General features: G+C 63.8%; 16 protein-coding genes and 1 tRNA gene. 7 read left to right on the top strand and 10 right to left on the bottom strand.

Going from position 1 to position 17,201, the window contains the following annotated elements:
• Window positions 1-70: 70 nt before the first annotated feature.
• Complete coding sequence (gene thiC, locus AXYL_RS30025; protein ID WP_013396649.1) at window positions 71-1,984, bottom strand: phosphomethylpyrimidine synthase ThiC; 1,914 nt, start codon at window positions 1,982-1,984, stop codon at window positions 71-73.
• A 370-nt stretch (window positions 1,985-2,354) separates the two neighbouring features.
• Between thiC and AXYL_RS30020 the strand changes: the two genes are divergently transcribed.
• Both AXYL_RS30020 and AXYL_RS34500 read left to right on the top strand, forming a co-directional pair.
• Entirely contained in the window at window positions 2,355-2,915 is a 561-nt protein-coding gene (locus tag AXYL_RS30020; protein WP_013396648.1) for a SecDF P1 head subdomain-containing protein, read from the top strand.
• Window positions 2,916-2,995: 80 nt separating this feature from the next.
• Window positions 2,996-4,344 (top strand): IS3 family transposase gene (locus tag AXYL_RS34500; protein ID WP_413772863.1). Its coding sequence is split into 2 segments (ribosomal slippage): window positions 2,996-3,463 and window positions 3,466-4,344, totalling 1,347 coding nucleotides; the frame shifts between segments, so codons are not numbered across the junction.
• A gap of 116 nt (window positions 4,345-4,460) precedes the next feature.
• On the opposite strand, the gene nadS is transcribed toward AXYL_RS34500, so the two are convergent.
• From nadS to AXYL_RS29995, 3 genes are all read right to left on the bottom strand, one after another.
• On the bottom strand, window positions 4,461-4,751 hold the full coding sequence (gene nadS / locus AXYL_RS30005) for a NadS family protein (RefSeq protein WP_013396647.1): 291 nt from the start codon (window positions 4,749-4,751) through the stop codon (window positions 4,461-4,463).
• 1 nt (window position 4,752) lies between these two features.
• The gene (locus tag AXYL_RS30000; protein ID WP_013396646.1) at window positions 4,753-5,064 is read right to left on the bottom strand and encodes a type II toxin-antitoxin system RelE/ParE family toxin; all 312 of its coding nucleotides are present in this window, start codon (window positions 5,062-5,064) and stop codon (window positions 4,753-4,755) included.
• A 182-nt stretch (window positions 5,065-5,246) separates the two neighbouring features.
• Complete coding sequence (locus AXYL_RS29995; protein WP_013396645.1) at window positions 5,247-5,699, bottom strand: helix-turn-helix domain-containing protein; 453 nt, start codon at window positions 5,697-5,699, stop codon at window positions 5,247-5,249.
• Between the two features lie 79 nt (window positions 5,700-5,778).
• Between AXYL_RS29995 and AXYL_RS29990 the strand changes: the two genes are divergently transcribed.
• Window positions 5,779-6,453 (top strand): transcriptional regulator, encoded by a 675-nt coding sequence (locus AXYL_RS29990; RefSeq protein ID WP_013396644.1) that lies wholly within the window; start codon window positions 5,779-5,781, stop codon window positions 6,451-6,453.
• A 4-nt stretch (window positions 6,454-6,457) separates the two neighbouring features.
• On the opposite strand, the gene proB is transcribed toward AXYL_RS29990, so the two are convergent.
• From proB to AXYL_RS29965, 5 genes are all read right to left on the bottom strand, one after another.
• Window positions 6,458-7,594, bottom strand: a complete 1,137-nt coding sequence (gene proB / locus AXYL_RS29985; protein ID WP_013396643.1) for a glutamate 5-kinase — start codon at window positions 7,592-7,594, stop codon at window positions 6,458-6,460.
• A gap of 57 nt (window positions 7,595-7,651) precedes the next feature.
• On the bottom strand, window positions 7,652-8,788 hold the full coding sequence (gene obgE / locus AXYL_RS29980; protein WP_013396642.1) for a GTPase ObgE: 1,137 nt from the start codon (window positions 8,786-8,788) through the stop codon (window positions 7,652-7,654).
• Between the two features lie 189 nt (window positions 8,789-8,977).
• The gene (rpmA, locus tag AXYL_RS29975; RefSeq protein WP_006216229.1) at window positions 8,978-9,238 is read right to left on the bottom strand and encodes a 50S ribosomal protein L27; all 261 of its coding nucleotides are present in this window, start codon (window positions 9,236-9,238) and stop codon (window positions 8,978-8,980) included.
• 34 nt (window positions 9,239-9,272) lie between these two features.
• Window positions 9,273-9,584: a 50S ribosomal protein L21 gene (gene rplU, locus AXYL_RS29970; RefSeq protein WP_006216228.1), complete on the bottom strand. Its 312-nt coding sequence runs from the start codon at window positions 9,582-9,584 to the stop codon at window positions 9,273-9,275.
• A 310-nt stretch (window positions 9,585-9,894) separates the two neighbouring features.
• The gene (locus tag AXYL_RS29965) at window positions 9,895-10,653 is read right to left on the bottom strand and encodes an IclR family transcriptional regulator (RefSeq protein WP_041654445.1); all 759 of its coding nucleotides are present in this window, start codon (window positions 10,651-10,653) and stop codon (window positions 9,895-9,897) included.
• Window positions 10,654-10,756: 103 nt separating this feature from the next.
• Here AXYL_RS29965 and AXYL_RS29960 point away from each other — a divergent pair, with 103 nt between their 5' ends.
• The 4 genes from AXYL_RS29960 to AXYL_RS29945 all read left to right on the top strand — a co-directional run bounded on the left by AXYL_RS29960 (window position 10,757) and on the right by AXYL_RS29945 (window position 15,581).
• A complete protein-coding gene (locus AXYL_RS29960) occupies window positions 10,757-11,926 on the top strand; it encodes a fumarylacetoacetate hydrolase family protein (protein ID WP_013396640.1) in 1,170 nt (389 codons plus the stop codon).
• 196 nt (window positions 11,927-12,122) lie between these two features.
• Entirely contained in the window at window positions 12,123-13,088 is a 966-nt protein-coding gene (gene ispB / locus AXYL_RS29955; protein ID WP_041654444.1) for an octaprenyl diphosphate synthase, read from the top strand.
• Window positions 13,089-13,205: 117 nt separating this feature from the next.
• Window positions 13,206-13,282: transfer RNA gene (locus AXYL_RS29950), tRNA-Pro, on the top strand.
• Between the two features lie 160 nt (window positions 13,283-13,442).
• On the top strand, window positions 13,443-15,581 hold the full coding sequence (locus tag AXYL_RS29945) for a LamG-like jellyroll fold domain-containing protein (protein WP_013396638.1): 2,139 nt from the start codon (window positions 13,443-13,445) through the stop codon (window positions 15,579-15,581).
• A gap of 32 nt (window positions 15,582-15,613) precedes the next feature.
• Here AXYL_RS29945 and AXYL_RS29940 read toward each other — a convergent pair whose 3' ends face one another.
• The gene (locus AXYL_RS29940) at window positions 15,614-17,197 is read right to left on the bottom strand and encodes a sulfatase-like hydrolase/transferase (protein ID WP_013396637.1); all 1,584 of its coding nucleotides are present in this window, start codon (window positions 17,195-17,197) and stop codon (window positions 15,614-15,616) included.
• Window positions 17,198-17,201: the final 4 nt, after the last annotated feature.

Raw genomic sequence — 17,201 nt, 5'->3', positions numbered from 1 at the left:
TTGCCCCGCCCATGGCAGGCCCCCGACGCGACAGGCGTCTTAAGAACCAACACCCGTCACAAGGTCGAAATCACTGCCGATGATAAACCTCGGCCCCTTTCTTAACGAACTCAATCGACTTCTCCTCCATCCCCTTCTGCAACGCATCCTTCTCGCTAACCCCCTGAGCCGCCGCATAATCCCGTACGTCCTGGGTGATCTTCATTGAGCAGAAATGCGGTCCGCACATCGAGCAGAAGTGCGCCACTTTCATCGAGTCCTTAGGCAGCGTTTCGTCGTGGAATTCCTTCGCGGTGTCCGGATCCAGCCCCAGGTTGAACTGGTCGTCCCAGCGGAACTCGAAGCGCGCCTTGGACAGCGCGTTGTCGCGGATCGCCGCGCCCGGGTGGCCCTTGGCCAGGTCCGCCGCGTGGGCTGCGATCTTGTACGTGATGATGCCGTCCTTCACGTCCTTCTTGTTCGGCAGGCCCAGATGCTCCTTCGGCGTCACATAACAGAGCATTGCCGTGCCGTACCAGCCGATCAGCGCCGCGCCGATGCCGGAAGTGATGTGGTCGTAGCCCGGCGCGATGTCGGTGGTCAGGGGGCCCAGCGTGTAGAACGGCGCCTCATGGCAGTGTTCCAGCTGCAGCTCCATGTTCTCCTTGATCATCTGCATCGGCACGTGGCCCGGGCCTTCGATCATGACCTGCACATCATGCTTCCACGCCACCTGCGTCAGCTCGCCCAGCGTCTTGAGCTCGGCAAATTGCGCCTCGTCGTTGGCGTCGTAGCCCGAACCCGGGCGCAGGCCGTCGCCCAGCGAGAAGCTGACGTCGTAGGCCTTCATGATTTCGCAGATTTCCTCGAAGCGCTCGTACAGGAAGCTTTCCTTATGATGCGCCAGACACCATTTCGCCATGATCGAACCGCCGCGCGAGACGATGCCGGTCATGCGGTCGGCCGTCATCGGGATGAACGGCAGGCGCACGCCCGCGTGGATGGTGAAGTAGTCCACGCCTTGTTCGGCCTGCTCGATCAGCGTGTCGCGGAAGATCTCCCAGGTCAGGTCCTCGGCCTTGCCGTCGACTTTCTCCAGCGCCTGATAGATCGGCACGGTGCCGATCGGCACGGGCGAGTTGCGGATGATCCATTCGCGCGTTTCGTGGATGTGCTTGCCGGTGGACAAGTCCATGACCGTGTCGCCGCCCCAGCGGATCGCCCACGTCATCTTTTCCACCTCTTCACCGATGCCAGAGCTGACTGCCGAGTTGCCGATGTTGGCGTTGATCTTCACCAGGAAATTGCGGCCGATGGCCATCGGCTCCACTTCCGGGTGGTTGATGTTGGCCGGAATGATGGCGCGGCCGCGCGCGATCTCGTCGCGCACGAACTCGGGCGTGATGGCGGCGGGAATGGCGGCGCCGAACGATTGGCCCGGGTGCTGGCGCAGCAGGCGCTTGACCATCTTTTCGCCATCGGGGCCGCTGTCGCGCAGCGTCTGCAGATAGTGCTCGCGGCGCAGGCTTTCGCGGATCGCCACGTATTCCATTTCCGGCGTGATGATGCCGCGGCGGGCGTAGTGCATCTGCGAGACGTTGGCGCCGGACTTGGCACGGCGCGGCGGACGTTGCAGGTCGAAGCGCATGGCCGTCAGCTTGGGATCGGTCAGGCGTTCCTTGCCGTAGTCGCTGGTGGGGCCGGACAGCACTTCCGTATCGCCGCGCTCTTCGATCCAGCCGCGGCGCAGTTCGGGCAGGCCGCGGCGGATGTCGATCTTGGCTTCCGGGTCGGTGTAGGGGCCGCTGCAGTCATAGACGGTCAGGGGCGGGTTCTTCTCGCCGCCGAACATCGTCGGCGTGTCGTCCTGTTCGATTTCGCGGAACGGCACGCGGATGTCGGGGCGCGAGCCCACTTCATACACGCGGCGGGATTTGGGCAGCGGTGCGACGGCCGCCGCGTCGACTTCGGCGGTAGCGGCCAGGAATTTGGGATTGGCGTTCATGGAAAGCTCCAAGCGAGTGGTTGGAGCCGATCGGGAAGGAACTCCCGCCACGCGCGCAAAGACGCATGGCGGGAATACGGCTCCCAGCATCGGCATTATCCGTACTGGTACGAAGGGACTCTCTCAACACGTCCTGCCCTGTAGGCGGGACGAGTACCCCTGCGCGAAACCGAAGTATAGAGGCTGGGGCGCGTTCCGACGAATCGCGCGGCTGCTGCGCCGCGAAGACCGGTGCAGGCCGAAGCTGGTATTACCGCTTTACAATTGGATTCAGACTGGGGCGACACTGTCATTCAGGTTCGGTACACTTTTCCCATTACCGGCCATGGAGAAGTGGCCTGGTCTTAGTCCACTTAAGAAGGAATCGAGCATGCAACTGACCCTACGCAAATTGGCGCCCGCCCTGGTAGTCGTGACGTTGGCGCTAGCGGGTTGCAAGACCGCCCCGACTAAGACGTCTGGCGACACCGCCACGCCGCAAGCTGGCCAAGAGACGACCAAGCCCGCCGCCGCGGCCTCCGTGGACTTCTATTTGGCGCAGAAGCAGCCCGGCGCCGGCATGCGCGAAATCGCGCTGCCCGACGGCAAGCTTTACATGCAGTCCGTGCCTGTCCTGACGCGCGCCGACCTCACCGACGCCGCCGCGCTGGTCGACCGCCAAGGTCAGAACTTCGTTGGCCTGCGCTTCTCGGAAGCCGGCGCCCGCAAGCTCAATGACGTCAGCACCAAGAACGTCGGCAACATGCTGGCGCTCGTGATCGACCAGGAACTGGTCGCCGCCCCGCTCATCGGCGAACCGCTGAACCGCGGCGTCCTCGCCTTCGGCGTGGCCTCGGCCCAGGCCGCCTCCGAAATCGCCGCCAAGATCCGCGGCGACGCTGCCACGCCGCCGGCTGGCGGCGCCGCCCCGGCGCCCGCTGCCAAGCCCTGAGCGAAGCAAGCGAAAAAAAGCCCGGCCTGTGAACTGACCCCCGAAAGTTGGACGTAGATCCAACCTTCGGGGGTTTTTACATGACGAAGTACGACGAGCGCTTTAAGCTGCGCGCGGTCAAGAAATGTTTATCAGGGCAACACAGTATTGAGTTGATTGCTGCTGAACTGCAGGTCGACTACTCGATGCTGCGGCGTTGGGTGTCGGGTTTTCAGATCCATGGGCGCGCGGCCTTGGCCAAGAAGTCCGGTCACTATGACGCGCAGTTCAAGCTGAGGGTGTTGAAGCACGCCGAGCGGGAGGGGCTGTCAGACCGAGAGGTGGTCGCGCTCTACGATATTCGGTCAGCGGGTTCGATAGGCCAATGGCGCGCTCAGTATCATAAGCATGGTATTGGGGCGTTGGAGCCCCAGCCGAGAGGACAACGCGCCATGCCACATAAGTATCCCCCCGAGCCAGTGCCCAAAGACATGACCGAGGAGGAGCTACGCGAAGAGGTCGCGAACCTGCGAGCGGAGCTGGACTACCTAAAAAAGCTCGATGCCTTGATCGAAGCGGAAAAGACCCAAGCGCTCGTTGCAAAGCGCAAGTGGTCCAAGAATTGAGGCATAAGCATCCGCTGGAACGGTTGCTGCGCGCAGCCAAACTGTCGCGCAGCACGTTCTACTATCACCTGAAGGCGCAGGGCGCTGCCGATCAGTACGCTGATTTGAAGGCACGCATCAGTGCGGTCTATGCACGCCACAAGGGCCGCTACGGCTATCGCCGGATCACGGCCGCGTTACGCCAGGCGGGGGAATTAGTGAATCACAAAACGGTACAGAAGCTGATGCAGAGGCTGGGCCTGAAGTCGTTGGTGCGAGTCAAAAAGTACCGCTCTTACCGAGGCCAGTCGCATCACGTGGCGGCCAACGTGCTGGCGCGCGACTTCGTTGCTGAGCGGCCGAACCAAAAGTGGGTTACCGATGTGACCGAGTTCAAGGTACGAGGCGAAAAGCTGTATCTGTCGCCGGTCATGGACCTGTATAACGGTGAGATCGTGGCCTATGAGACCAGCCAACGGCCAGTGTTCAAGCTTATTGGCACCATGGTGAAGAAAGCGCTGGCGCGGCTCAAGCCCACCGACAGCCCCATCCTGCACTCAGACCAGGGCTGGCAGTATCAACATCCCCAATACCGCCGCATGCTGGCAGATCGGTCGCTTACCCAAAGCATGTCGCGCAGGGGAAATTGTCTGGACAACGCCGCCATGGAGAGCTTCTTTGGCACGTTGAAGTCCGAATTCTTCCACCTGAATCGCTTCGAAAACGTCGCGCAGTTACAGGCGGGCATCCGCCAGTACATCCGTTATTACAATCACGAACGCATCAAACTCAAGCTAAAAGGCCTGAGTCCGGTGCAGTACCGAGCTCAGGCCTTCGGGCTTTAGCTTCTGATCATCCAACTTCTGGGGGTCAGTTCACTGTGCCGGGCTTTTTTACGGACACGCTCGATGCGCGCGCGAGGAGCGATGGAGGGGGCAACGTCTCGCACGGCCCCATGCGTCTAACGATGCAAGGCGCGTATTGCGATCTCAGGCGCGTTGGCCACGACTTTCAGCAGCGCGGCGGCGGGGCCGGTAGGCACTCGGCGTCTCTGCTCCCAGTTTTGCAAAGTGCGAACGCTGACCTGCAGCGCCGCCGCAAATTCGGCCTGAGACAGCTTGGTCTGTTCGCGCACCTGCTTTACATCCAAAGGATCAAGCGTGGATACCCGCGAGGGGCGTGTTTCGCCCTTGCGTATCGCTGCAGCCTCTTTGAGGCTTGCCTTCAAATCGGCGAACAACTGCTTGTCCATTTCACAGATCCTTTACCAGCGCCCGCAGTTCAGCGATTTCCGCTGGACTCAAGTTGTCCCGTACGCTCTTGGGGTAGGCCAGCAACATCAGAATCTGGTCGTCATCGGTGAGCCAGTAATAGATCACCCGTAGCCCACCGCTTTTGCCTATGCCCGGCCGAGCGTAGCGCATCTTCCGAATTCCGCCTCCACCAGGAATCACATTGCCGCATGCTGGATCCTCCAGCAGCATTTGCTGCAATTCTCGATAGCCATCATCTGGGAGCAGGGATGTGATTTGCCTGGTAAAGACGCTGGTTTCGATGAAAACCATGATCGCATTGTACGCCAATGGCGTAGTTGAAACAGCACGGAGGACCGCCAGCGGCGGCGCGGAGAGGCGCCGACGAATGTACGTGCTTTAGCGGGAGATCGGGCGGCTAGCGCGCGATTTCTGTCACTGGCATGCGCGTGGCGAAAGCGTGCTCGGGAGGGGCCAGGAAAGATGGCCTGCGATCAACCCGGCTTGCGGCCGCGCGTCTTCGCTCCGCGGCGGAGCAGGATGGTTTTTTCGATGTAGGCCTGCGTGATCGATTCGAGGATCAGACGGTCGTCAGCCGTGAGCGATTCGAACTGCGAAGGCGAAATATTCGGGAAGGGCCAGGGCGCCATCGGGCGCGGTCGGCCGCCGGGGCGCGGCGCGGGTTCGGCCACGCCAGGTGCGGGCAGGGTGTTGCTGAGGTCGTAGCCTTCCACGGGGAGTTCCATGGGGCCTTTGCCGGTTTCCAGCCATTCGACCTCGATCTTCAGGACTTGCGCCAGCTTGCGGGCCGAACGGCTTGAATGCCGCAAGTCGCTTTCGTAGCTGCCGATGGCACTTTGCGAAATGCGCGCCAGACGGGCGAGATCCTTCTGCGTGTGGCCACGCAGCAGGCGCGCATGCTTCAGTCGGTCTGAGAATGTTTTCACACCGGCGATTGAAGCTTGCTGGTCACGCGCTTTGGTGGTTATAAATATTACTTAAGTGATATTTATCAAAGGTGAGCGCATGGAGCAACGAGGCAGCGTCTTCGTCGTACGGCTCGACGAAACGGCGGGCGAGGATTTCGCCGAGGCCTTGCGTCTGTTGCGTTGGCAGGCCCGGGTCTTCGATACGTCCGCCGGGGTATTGGAACACTTGCAGGCCCAGGCGGCTGATGCCCTGGTACTTTTGGGAGGTATCAAGGGCGTGCCGGCTCTCATTGCCATGTTGCGTCGTGCGGCGCCAGCCGCGGCGGTGCTGTGGCATGCTGCGGCGGCCAGCGCGTCCGACCGCATCGCCGCGCTGGATGCGGGCGCGGACGTCTGTATGTCCGCAGACAGGGACGTGCTGGAATGGGATGCCCTGCTGCGCAATCTGCACCGGCGCGCGCCGGCCGTTGCCCTGCCTTGGCGGCTCGACCCGCACGCTGGCGCGCTGGCCGGGCCTGCTGGCGAGTACCTGCCGTTGACGGTAACGGAGCGCGCTTTTTTTGTCCGCTTATTGAACGCGCCGGGCTACTGCCTGCGCCGGGAATGCTTCTTTCCCGCCGGCACGCGCAAATCCCTGGATGGGGCGCGGCGGGTGGATGTGCTGTTGTCGCGGCTGCGCAGCAAGGCGCGCCGTCTCAATATCGACCTGCCCGTGCTCGCGGTGCGCGGATGGGGCTACATCCTGCTGCCCGAGGGCGCCGCGAGAGGGTAGGGCTTCAGAGTACTACCAGGTTGTCTCGGTGCATGAGCTCGGGTTCGGTCATGCTGCCCAGGATGCGCGCAATCTGCGACGAAGGCTGGCGCAGGATGCGGCGGGTATCGGCCGATGAGTAGTTGATCAGGCCCCGGGCGCATTCGCGGCCCTGACCATCGACGCAGGCGACCACATCGCCGCGGCCGAACTCGCCGTCCACCTCGGTCACGCCGATGGGCAGCAAGCTCTTGCCTTCGCGCAGTAGAGCCTGCACGGCACCGTCGTCCAGCACCACGCGTCCGCGCAGGCGCAGGTGGTCGGCCAGCCATTGCTTGCGCGCGGACCACACAGGTAGCACGGCGCGCAATTCGCTGCCGATGCACTCGCCCTGGGCCAGGCGCGTGAGCACGTTGCGTTCGTGGCCCGACGCGATCACGGTATGCGCGCCGCTATGCGCCGCGCGCTTGGCCGCCAGCACCTTGGTCAGCATGCCACCGGTGCCGATGCCGCTGCCGGCGCCGCCAGCCATGGCTTCCAGCGCCGGGTCGCCGGCCTGGGCGTGCGACATGAACTTGGCCTCGGGATTCTTGCGCGGGTCGGAGTCATACAGGCCGCGCTGGTCCGTCAGGATGATCAGCGTGTCGGCTTCGATCAAATTGGTGACCAGCGCGCCCAGGGTGTCGTTGTCGCCCAGCCGGATTTCGTCGGTGACCACCGTGTCGTTTTCGTTCACGATCGGCACCACGCCCAGGCGCAGCAGCGCGAACAGCGTGCTGCGCGCGTTCAGGTAGCGGTGGCGGTCGGCCAGGTCTTCGTGGGTCAGCAGGATCTGGGCGGTGCGCAGGCCGTACTCGGCGAAAGCCGCCTCATAGGCCTGGCACAGGCCCATCTGGCCCACGGCCGCGGCGGCCTGCAGTTCGTGCATGACCGAGGGACGTTTACGCCAGCCCAGGCGCGCCATGCCTTCCGCGATGGCGCCGCTGGAGACCAGCACGATCTGCTTGCCCTGCTTGTGCAGGGCGGCGATCTGCGCGGCCCAGTGCGCCACGGCGGCGCGGTCCAGGCCGCGGCCTTCATTGGTGACCAGCGACGAGCCGACTTTGGCGACGAGGCGCTGGGCGTTGGTGACGACGGAAACGGCGGGTGTTTCAGCAGACATGATGGCGGCCGGCTGCGGCGATAAAAAAGGCGTAATCGTAAGGACTGCGATTATGGCTTATTCGTCGTCGCCGCGCGGCGCGGGCCGCTGGTCGGCGGTCGAGCGCTTGTCGTCGAAGCGCGGGTCCGGCGCGACATAGTCGGCTTCGGCCTGGTCTTGCGACAGGTATTCCTTTTCGCGCTCGGCGTCCAGGTAGTCCTGCAGCGCGTAGATCAGGTCTTGCGTGCCTTCGCCCGACAGGCCGGAAATGCCGAACACCGGGCCCTTCCAGTCGTACAGTTCAAGGAAGCGGCGCTTGGTGTCCTCGGGATCGGGCACCATGTCCAGCTTGTTCAGCACCAGCCAGCGCGGCTTGGCGGCCAGTTCCGGATCGTAGCGGCGCAGTTCCTCGACGATGGCGCGCGCGTCCACCACGGCTTGCTCGACCGGATCCGCATCGGGATCCGGGGTGGACACATCAACCAGGTGCAGCAGCACGCGGGTACGCGCCAGGTGGCGCAGGAACAGGTGGCCCAGGCCGGCGCCTTCGGAGGCGCCTTCGATCAGGCCGGGAATGTCGGCCACGACGAAGCTGCGCGACGGCGAGGTGCGCACCACGCCCAGGTTGGGGTGCAGCGTGGTGAAGGGGTAGTCCGCGATCTTCGGCTTCGCATTGGAAATGCGGGTGATCAGCGTGGACTTGCCGGCGTTGGGCAGGCCGAGTAGGCCTACGTCCGCCAGCACCTTCAATTCCATGCGCAGGTAGCGGTGCTCGCCTTCCTTGCCGGGCGTCCACTGGCGCGGTGCGCGGTTTACGCTGGACTTGAAATGGATGTTGCCCATGCCGCCCTGGCCGCCAGCGGCCAGCACGACTTTTTGTTCGTGCTGGTTCAGGTCGAACAGGACTTCGCCGGTTTCGGCGTCATGGATGATGGTGCCCACCGGCACGCGCAGCGTGATGTCGGGAGCGGCCGCGCCGTACTGGTCCGAGCCGCGGCCGTTTTCGCCGTTCTTGGCGCGGTGCAGGCGCGCGTAGCGGTAGTCGATCAGCGTGTTGATGTTGCGGTCGGCCACCGCGAAGATGGTGCCGCCGCGTCCACCGTCGCCGCCGTCCGGGCCGCCTCGGGGAATGAATTTTTCGCGGCGAAAGCTCGCCACGCCATTGCCGCCTTTGCCGGCGACGACTTCGATGGTGGCTTCGTCTACGAATTTCATAATGTCCGCGCGTGTAGTGAGTAGTGGGGCGCACGCCCGTCATCGGGCGCCGCCGGGAGGCAGGGGCCGGAACCTTCCGGCTGCTGCCTGAAATCAAAAAAGCTTAAAACAAAAAAGCCCTGCCGCATGCGACAGGGCTTTTGCCGTTCTGAAACGCGGCGAACCGCGTTGCTGACCGTGCTTGTCCGATTACTCGGCAGCGACGATCGAAACGGTCTGCTTGTTCAACGCGCCCTTGAAGCCGAATTGAACCTTGCCGTCGATCAGCGCGAACAGGGTGTGATCCTTGCCCATGCCGACGTTCACGCCAGCGTGGAAGCGCGTGCCGCGCTGACGCACGATGATCGAACCAGCGGGAATCAATTCGCCGCCGAATGCCTTGACGCCCAGACGCTTCGATTCTGAGTCGCGTCCGTTCCGCGTAGAGCCGCCGCCCTTTTTCTGTGCCATGTTTAGCTCCTGCTAAGTGGTACCGAGTCGCTTCTTAAGCCGTGATGGCTTCGATGCGGATTTCGGTGTAGTTCTGACGGTGGCCCTGACGCTTCTGATAGTGCTTGCGACGGCGCATCTTGAAGATCTTGACCTTGTCGTGGCGGCCTTGCGCAAGAACCGTTGCCTTGACCACGGCGCCGGAGACGAGGGGCGTGCCAACTTTCAGCTGGTCGCCTTCGCCCACGGACAACACTTGGTCCAGGGTGATTTCTTGCCCAATGTCTGCCGGTATCTGTTCTATCTTGAGTTTTTCGCCAGCGGCAACGCGATACTGCTTGCCACCGGTTTTTACGACCGCGTACATGGGGTGTTCCTTAAATAGGTAAATGGGTTCATCCGCGCTGCCTGCCCTGCTGGGCGGGACTGCCGCTCTGGCGGGACACTTTTTTCATCTGGCGCCAGAGTCTGGCGGAAAGAAAAAAGGCCTTGATGCTTAAGGAAGATCCAAAACCGGATTAGACCGGGTCTGAAGCCTACCTCTGCACCCAGAGGGGTGACGCAAATGCAACCGACGTAATTCGGGCATTGCTGACCGAATCCGGAATATTAGCCCGGGACTTTCGGAAAGTCAAAAAGCTGTTGCAGGCTAAGGGCTTAGGTGTGGCGTGCGCGCTTCAAGCGCCGGGGATCACCCGCAGGGCGATGTCGCGCGCCACCAGCCGGATTCCGTCGATCACGTCACGGCGGTGCGCGTCGTCCAGCCGGTCGGTAGGGATGGAGGTGCTCACGGCCACCCGCTTGCCCAGCGGTGTCATGCCCACGTAGGCGGCAAAGCAGACCAGGCCGGTCGCCACTTCCTCCAGGTCCTGCGCCAGTCCGGTGCCACGCACCTGTTCCAGCTCCTGGTCGAGCGCGGCGCGGGTGGCGAGGCTGCGCTCGGTGACACGCGGCAACACCGCGGGTACGCAGGCGGCCAGCTCTTGCGGCGGCAGGCTGGCGAGCAAAGCCTTGCCCAGCGCGCAGGCGTGCGCGGGCAGGCGCAGCCCCAGGTCCGACACCAGCCGCACCGGGCGGCGCGCATCCTCGCGCGCCAGATAAACCACATCGAATCCGTCCAGCGTCGCCAACTGCACCACTTCGTTGTGCCGCGCCACGAAGACGCCAGCGGCGGCCTGGAATGCCGCTTGCAATCCGTCCTGGCGCAGATAGGCGTAGCCCAGCGCCATCAGTTCGATGCCGATGACGTAGCCGCCTTCACGGCGCTCGATCCAGCGGCGTTGCTCCAGGCAATCCAGCAGCAAGTACAGCGTGCTGCGGGCGAGCTGGCAGGATTCGGCCAGCTCCGATGCCTTGACCGGCGCGCGGCGGCTGGCGAGCACCCGCAGGATGTCGTGCGTGCGGCGGATAGCGGGGACGTCGTACTCGGAAGCCATGTTGATTGTCCAATATATTGGACATAAATTCAGGATGTTGGACATGATAATTGAACTCTCCTAGACTGCCCCGCACATCATTCGAGCAAGGCGAGGGAGACTCATGGATCAAGCAAAGGCGCTGCCTGCCGACCTGGAGCAGGCGTTGCTGGTGGGGCGGGTGTGGCGGCCAGGGCCGGTGAATGGCCCCAGTGTGGTGGCGGTCCGCCAGGGCGAGGTGATCGACATCACGGGGGTCACGCCCACCATGGCGGACCTGCTGGACCGCCCCGACCGCGTGGCGTTGGTGGCCAGCGCCACCGGCGAGTCGCTGGGCGACGTGCGGACCCTGATGGCCGCCAGCCTGGCGGGCCAGGACGGACTGCGCCTGTTGGCGCCCTGCGACCTGCAACCCGTCAAGGCGGCGGGCGTCACCTTCGCCATCAGCCTGCTGGAACGGATGATCGAGGAAGAAGCGGGCGGCGACGCCAGCCGCGCCGAGGAAATCCGCGTCCGCATGCAGGCCCTGATCGGCTCCGACCTGTCCCGCCTGCGTCCGGGCTCGCCGGAAGCGGCCAAACTGAAGGCCGAACTGACCGAGCGGGGCCAGTGGTCGCAGTACCTGGAGGTTGGCATAGGCCCGGACGCCGAGGTCTTCTCCAAGGCGCCGCCCATGGCGTCGGTGGGCACGGGCGCGCGGATCGGCGTACTGCCCGAATCCCGCTGGAACAATCCCGAACCCGAGATCGTGCTGGCGGTGGACAGCCGCGGCGAAGTCGTCGGCGCCACGCTGGGCAACGACGTCAACCTGCGCGACATCGAAGGCCGCAGCGCCTTGCTGCTGACCAAGGCCAAGGACAACAACGGTTCCTGCGCCATCGGACCCTTCATCCGCCTGTTCGACGGCGGCTACACCCTGGACAGCGTGCGCCAGGCCGACGTCTCCCTGCGCATCGAGGGCCTGGACGGCTTCGAGCTGGACGGCGTCAGCCACATGCGCGAGATCAGCCGCGACCCGCTGGATCTGGTGCGTCAGACCTGCGGCAGGCACCACCAGTATCCGGACGGCTTCATGCTGTTCCTGGGCACCATGTTCTCGCCCACCCAGGACCGCATGGGCCCGGGCACCGGCTTCACCCACAAGCTGGGCGACCGCGTCGTGATCGCCTCCGAACGCCTGGGGGCGCTGGTCAACGAAGTGCGGCTGGCCACCGAGATCGAACCCTGGACCTTCGGGGCGCGCGCGCTCTACGCCAATCTGGCCGCCCGCGGCCTGCTGCGGCAAGAGGCCTGATCCGCTGCAAGATGGCGCCGGGCAGGGGGAGGGCGCGCCGGGCGCCGTCCCCGTCGGCGATTCTGCCAGGGTGACGGCTCACGTCCGTCACTCCCCGTATAATCCTTGGTCGAATCCCCCGCCCTCTGCGGCGGGCCCAGCGGTAAGAGCCGGCACGCGTCCGCGTCACGGCTCGTTTCACTCTCCCGGATACGTCTTGAATCTCCCCGAGCTTGTTGCCCCCATTGCAGACGATATGAAAGCCGTCGACGCGGTCATCCGCGAGCGGCTGAATTCCGAAGTGGTCCTGATCCGCACGATCGGCGACTACATCATTGGAGCGGGCGGCAAGCGCATGCGGCCGGCCATGGTGCTGATGGTGGCGCGCGCGCTGGGCTACGAGGGCACGCACCACCAGTTGCTGGCCGCCGTGGTTGAGTTCATCCATACCGCCACCCTGCTGCACGACGACGTGGTCGACGAATCCGACCTGCGCCGCGGCCGCGACACCGCCAACGCGGTCTTCGGCAACGCCGCCAGCGTGCTGGTGGGCGATTACCTGTATTCGCGCTCCTTCGAGATGATGGTGGAAGCGAACTCGATGCGCGTCATGAGCATCCTGTCCGAAGCCACCACGGTGATCGCCGAGGGCGAGGTGCTGCAGCTGCTGAACGTGCACGACCCGGACGTCTCCCAGGAACGCTATCTGCAAGTCGTGCGCTACAAGACCGCCAAGCTGTTCGAGGCCGCCGCCCAGGTGGGCGCCGTGCTGGCGGGCGCCACTCCCGAACAGGAAGCCGCTGCGGCCGCCTATGGCCGCCACGTGGGCACCGCCTTCCAATTGGTGGACGACGTGCTGGACTACAGCGGCGACGCCGCCGCCCTGGGCAAGAACGTGGGCGACGACCTGCGCGAGGGCAAGCCCACGCTGCCGCTGATCCGCGTGATGGAAGTGGGCACCCCGGAACAGCAGCAATTGATCCGCGACGCCATCAAGACCGGCGACGCCGACTTCGCCGCCGTGGCCGCCGCCATCCAGGCCACCGACGCCCTGGAGCACGCCCGCCAGGCCGCAGTCGCCGAGGCCGATCTGGCTCGCCAGGCACTTTCTGGCTACCCCATTTCCCCTTTTCTAAATTCTCTGTTAGAATTCTGCGCTTTCGCGGTGAATAGAGATCGCTAAGCGAATTAGGCGAAAAATCTGGGGTAACCCAGCAGTCTGAAACGTAGCGGTTCTGTCAAAGCGAAAATGGTTTGGTTGCACTGAGCGCAACGAGATCAGCAGTAAGGTAGTAAGACTCGGGGCGTAGCTCAGCCTGGTAGAGTACTGCGTTCGGGACGCAGGAGTCGGAGGTTCGAATCCTCTCGCCCCGACCACTCATGTGGTCGAATTCATGAAGGTGTTTCCCGACGCCTTTGGCTGAAAGCCGGTATCGCGCAAGCGCTGCCGGCTTTTTTGCATTTGCGTGGCAGACATCGTCATTGGGCCGTCATTCCGCGTCTCTAGACTCCCGCCTTTTTTGAACAGGCAGCAGAGATGACGAAGGACAGCAAGCACGGCCAGGGTGACACGCAGATCGGGGAGCAGGCGGCGGATGCCTTGCCGCTGGCGCCCGACAACCGGCGGCGCAGTTTGTTGCGCGCCGGCTTGGGCGTGACGCTGTTGCCCATGGGCGGCAGTTTCCTGCTTAGCGGCTGCAATGGCGGCGGCGATGACGACGATGAAGATGACGGCGATGGCGGCACGGGCAAGCCCCAGCCGGCCTTGGTGTCGAGCTTCGCGCTGGCGGTGCTGCCGGATACGCAGTTCTATTCGCGCTACGCCACCGACGCCGAAAACCAGCAATTCATGCGCAAGTACGGCAGCGAGCCCTACCAGGCGCAGACGCGCTGGGTGGCCGAGCACGCCAAGGCGCTCAATATTCCGTTCCTGGTCCATCTGGGCGATGTGGTCGATCAGCAGGGCAAGCCCGATCAGTGGAAGGTGGCCAGCGCCGCGATGAAGGTGCTGGAAGACGGCAAGGTGCCGTATTCGATCCTGGCGGGCAACCATGACGTGATCGTTGACCGAGATTACGTGGACGAGAGCAGCCAGTCGGCCAACACGGATGCGCAGCGCGATCTGGCCAAGGAACCGTACCTGCAGCACTTCAGCGTCACGCGGGCCAAGCAACAAGCGACCTTCGGCGGCCGCGATGCCAGCGGCTTCCATGAGTACCACGTGTTCGAGGCCGAAGGGCAGAAGTTCCTGGTGCTGTCGCTATCCTGGCGCGCGTCGAATGACGCGCTGGCCTGGGCCAATCAGGTGTTGCGCGCCAACCCCACGTTGCCCGCCATCCTGGTCAACCACCAGTTGTTGAACATCGACAAGGACGGTGTCAGCCCGCTGGAAGTGCCCTACGGCAAGATGTTGTGGGACAAGCTGATCCGCGACAACGATCAGATCTTCATGACGCTCAACGGCCACTACCACGGCGCCACCCGCCTGACCAAGACCAATGCCTATGGCCACGCGGTGGAGGAGATGGTGGTGGACTACCAGATGGCCTATCAGGGCGGCAACGGCCTGATGCGTCTGTACGAATTCGATCTCGGCAACAACGAGATCCGGGTGCTGTCGTTCTCGCCCTGGGTACCGCAGAAGCCCAAGGACACGCTCAATGCGTTCGACCAGGCGGTGCTGACCGCGCCCAATGAGCAATTCACCATCAAGATGGACTTCGCCAGCCGCTTCTCCGGCTTCAACAAGACATTCAAGGCCGCGGCGCCCACGCATACCTCGCTGGTCGAGCAGGCCACGGCGTTGATCCTGGCCAACTACACGGATCCCGCGACCATCGAGCAAAAGCCGGCCGCCGACAGCAATGACTATCCGTTGGTGGCGGGGACGCTGGCGCACTGGCGCTTCTTCGGCGGCAAGGCCGGGCAGCCCGTCAAGGTGGGAGAGACCGTTGCGGATGCGACCGGCCTGAACCCGGTCCGCCGCGCGGCGCTCAACATCGACGGCGTGGCGGGCGCGCAGGAAGGCGACCTGCTGTGGTCGGACGATCATCACTTCCTGTCCGCCGCGCCCGGTTCGGTGCGCTTCCTGAACACGGACAAGAACACGGCGCGCATGAGCTACTTCACCACCGATGCCGCCGCGGCGATCAACAGCGCCACGGTGCCCAACGGCTACACGATCGAGGCCTTCCTCAAGATCGACAAGGACTGGAGCGCGCAGAAGCACGCCTGGATGAACGTGATGACGCGCGACGGCAAGCGCGGCGACCTGGCCGGGTTCACGGGCGGCGACCCGGAATCCCCGCCCCTGATCTTCGCCGTGTCCAGCCTACGTGAGATCCAGTGGGAAGTCGTGCCGGCCGTGGCGGGCGAGCGCGGCGGCAAGACCAACTGGTCGGGCGAGATCATCGCGGACAAATGGTTCCATGTCGCGGTGGTCAACGACGCTGACACGCACGAGACCATCCTCTATATCGAGGGCGCGCCGGTATTGCGCAACGTCAGCAACGCGCCTGGCCTGGCGACGCTGGCCGCCGACATGCCCTGGGTCATCGGTGCGGGTTCGTGGGACGGCGAACGCGCCGACGGCTTCTTCGGCAGCATCGGTGAGATCCGCATCGTGGAAAAGGCGCTCAAGCCCGCGCAGTGGCTGACCGCGCGCCGCGCCGGCTAGGCCGGCATGCGGGACGCGCGTGGCGCGTCCCGCTACCAAACGCCGATCTCGATACCGTGCCGTGGCTCGATCGTGTGGCGGGAGACCACGATGTTCTCGTCGGGCACGGTTACGCTGAGCTTGCGCGTGCGCATCCATTCGAAGAGCCGTTCCTTGTGTTCCGACAGCACGCGGGACAATCCCTCGTCGCCGGCGACGTCGCGCAATTCGTCAGGATCGCGCGTCATGTCAAACAGCTGCTCGGCGTGTCCGTCCCAATAGATGTACTTCCAGTTTTCGGTGCGCACCATGTAGCCTCGGCAACGTCGGGGATCCTGGCCCAGCTCAACGCGCGCTTCGCGATAGGCGTAGTCAATCTCGCTGATGGCAGCATTCCGCCAGCCTGGGTCGCGGCCGCGGGTGTGGCCAAGCAGGGAATCGCCTTCCAGTAAATGGTTGGGTCGTTCCAGCGCCAGCGCATCCATGACGGTCGGCAGGAAGTCTATGGATTCCACCAGCGCGGCTGAAGCGCTGCCGCGGCTTGCCGACGCATCGTCGTGAGGATCCACCACGATCATCGGGATGCGCACCGAAGGTTCGTGGAACAGGTCCTTGTCGCCCAGCCAATGATCGCCCAGATAATCGCCGTGGTCTGACGTGAAGACGATGAGCGTGTTCCGGTCCTGACCGGTTTCGCGCAAAGTGGCCATCAAGCGGCCGAGATGATGGTCGATTTGCGAGATCAGTCCCATGTAGGGAATCTTGACTCGTGCCGCGACTTCGTCGCGTGCGAAGTTCACCGACTCGCGGTGCTTCAGATAGGCGGCGTAGACGGGGTGAGGGTTGATCAACTCCGCTTCGGATTTGACGGTCGGAATGCAATCATCGACGCCGTACAGATCGTGGTACGGGGCGGGCGCCAGGTAAGGCCAGTGCGGCTTGATGTAGGAAAGGTGCAGGAACCAGGGCTGGTCGTCCTGCCGCCGGATATAGTCGATCGCCACGTCCGTGGTGTAGGCGGTCTCGGAGTGTTGCTCCCGGACCCGCGCTGGCAAATGCACGTTGCGCATTTGCCAGCCGCTGACGCGCCTGCCCGCTGCATCGCTTGCGGACATCACGAATTCGTCCCATGGGTTCGGTCCGCCGTAGCCCGCGTTCCTGAGAAAACGCATGTAGGGATGATCGCCGCCGGGGTCCGCGTGCCCTTCGTAGCGATCCACGACTTCGAAGCCGCCCTCAAGTATCGCGGAGCCGTCCGCCGCTGGAATGCCCAGACGCCGTATCGCCTCCATGTCGGCCGCGAAATGGGTTTTTCCCGCCAGCGCCACGCGCACGCCATGCGGGCGCAGAAAATCTCCGATGGTCTGTTCGCGGATGGACAACGGCACGAAGTTCCAGATGGCGCCATGGCTGAACATGGACCGCCCTGTGTAGAACGACATGCGCGAAGGTCCGCAAGTGGGCGCCGCGCAGTAGGCACGGGTGAACTTCACCCCTTGGGCCGCCAGGGCGTCGATGTTCGGCGTTTTTATGGTGGGATGCCCATAGCAGCCAAGATAATCGGCGCGCAGTTGGTCGCACATGATGAAAAGAACATTCTTGATCTTGTTCATCGGTTTGCCGTGTTTGCCATCCATGTTT

The sequence above is a fragment of the Achromobacter xylosoxidans A8 genome (assembly GCF_000165835.1).
GTDB classification, from domain to species: domain Bacteria; phylum Pseudomonadota; class Gammaproteobacteria; order Burkholderiales; family Burkholderiaceae_B; genus Achromobacter; species Achromobacter xylosoxidans_B.
This window is presented reverse-complemented; position numbering and strand designations above follow the sequence as displayed.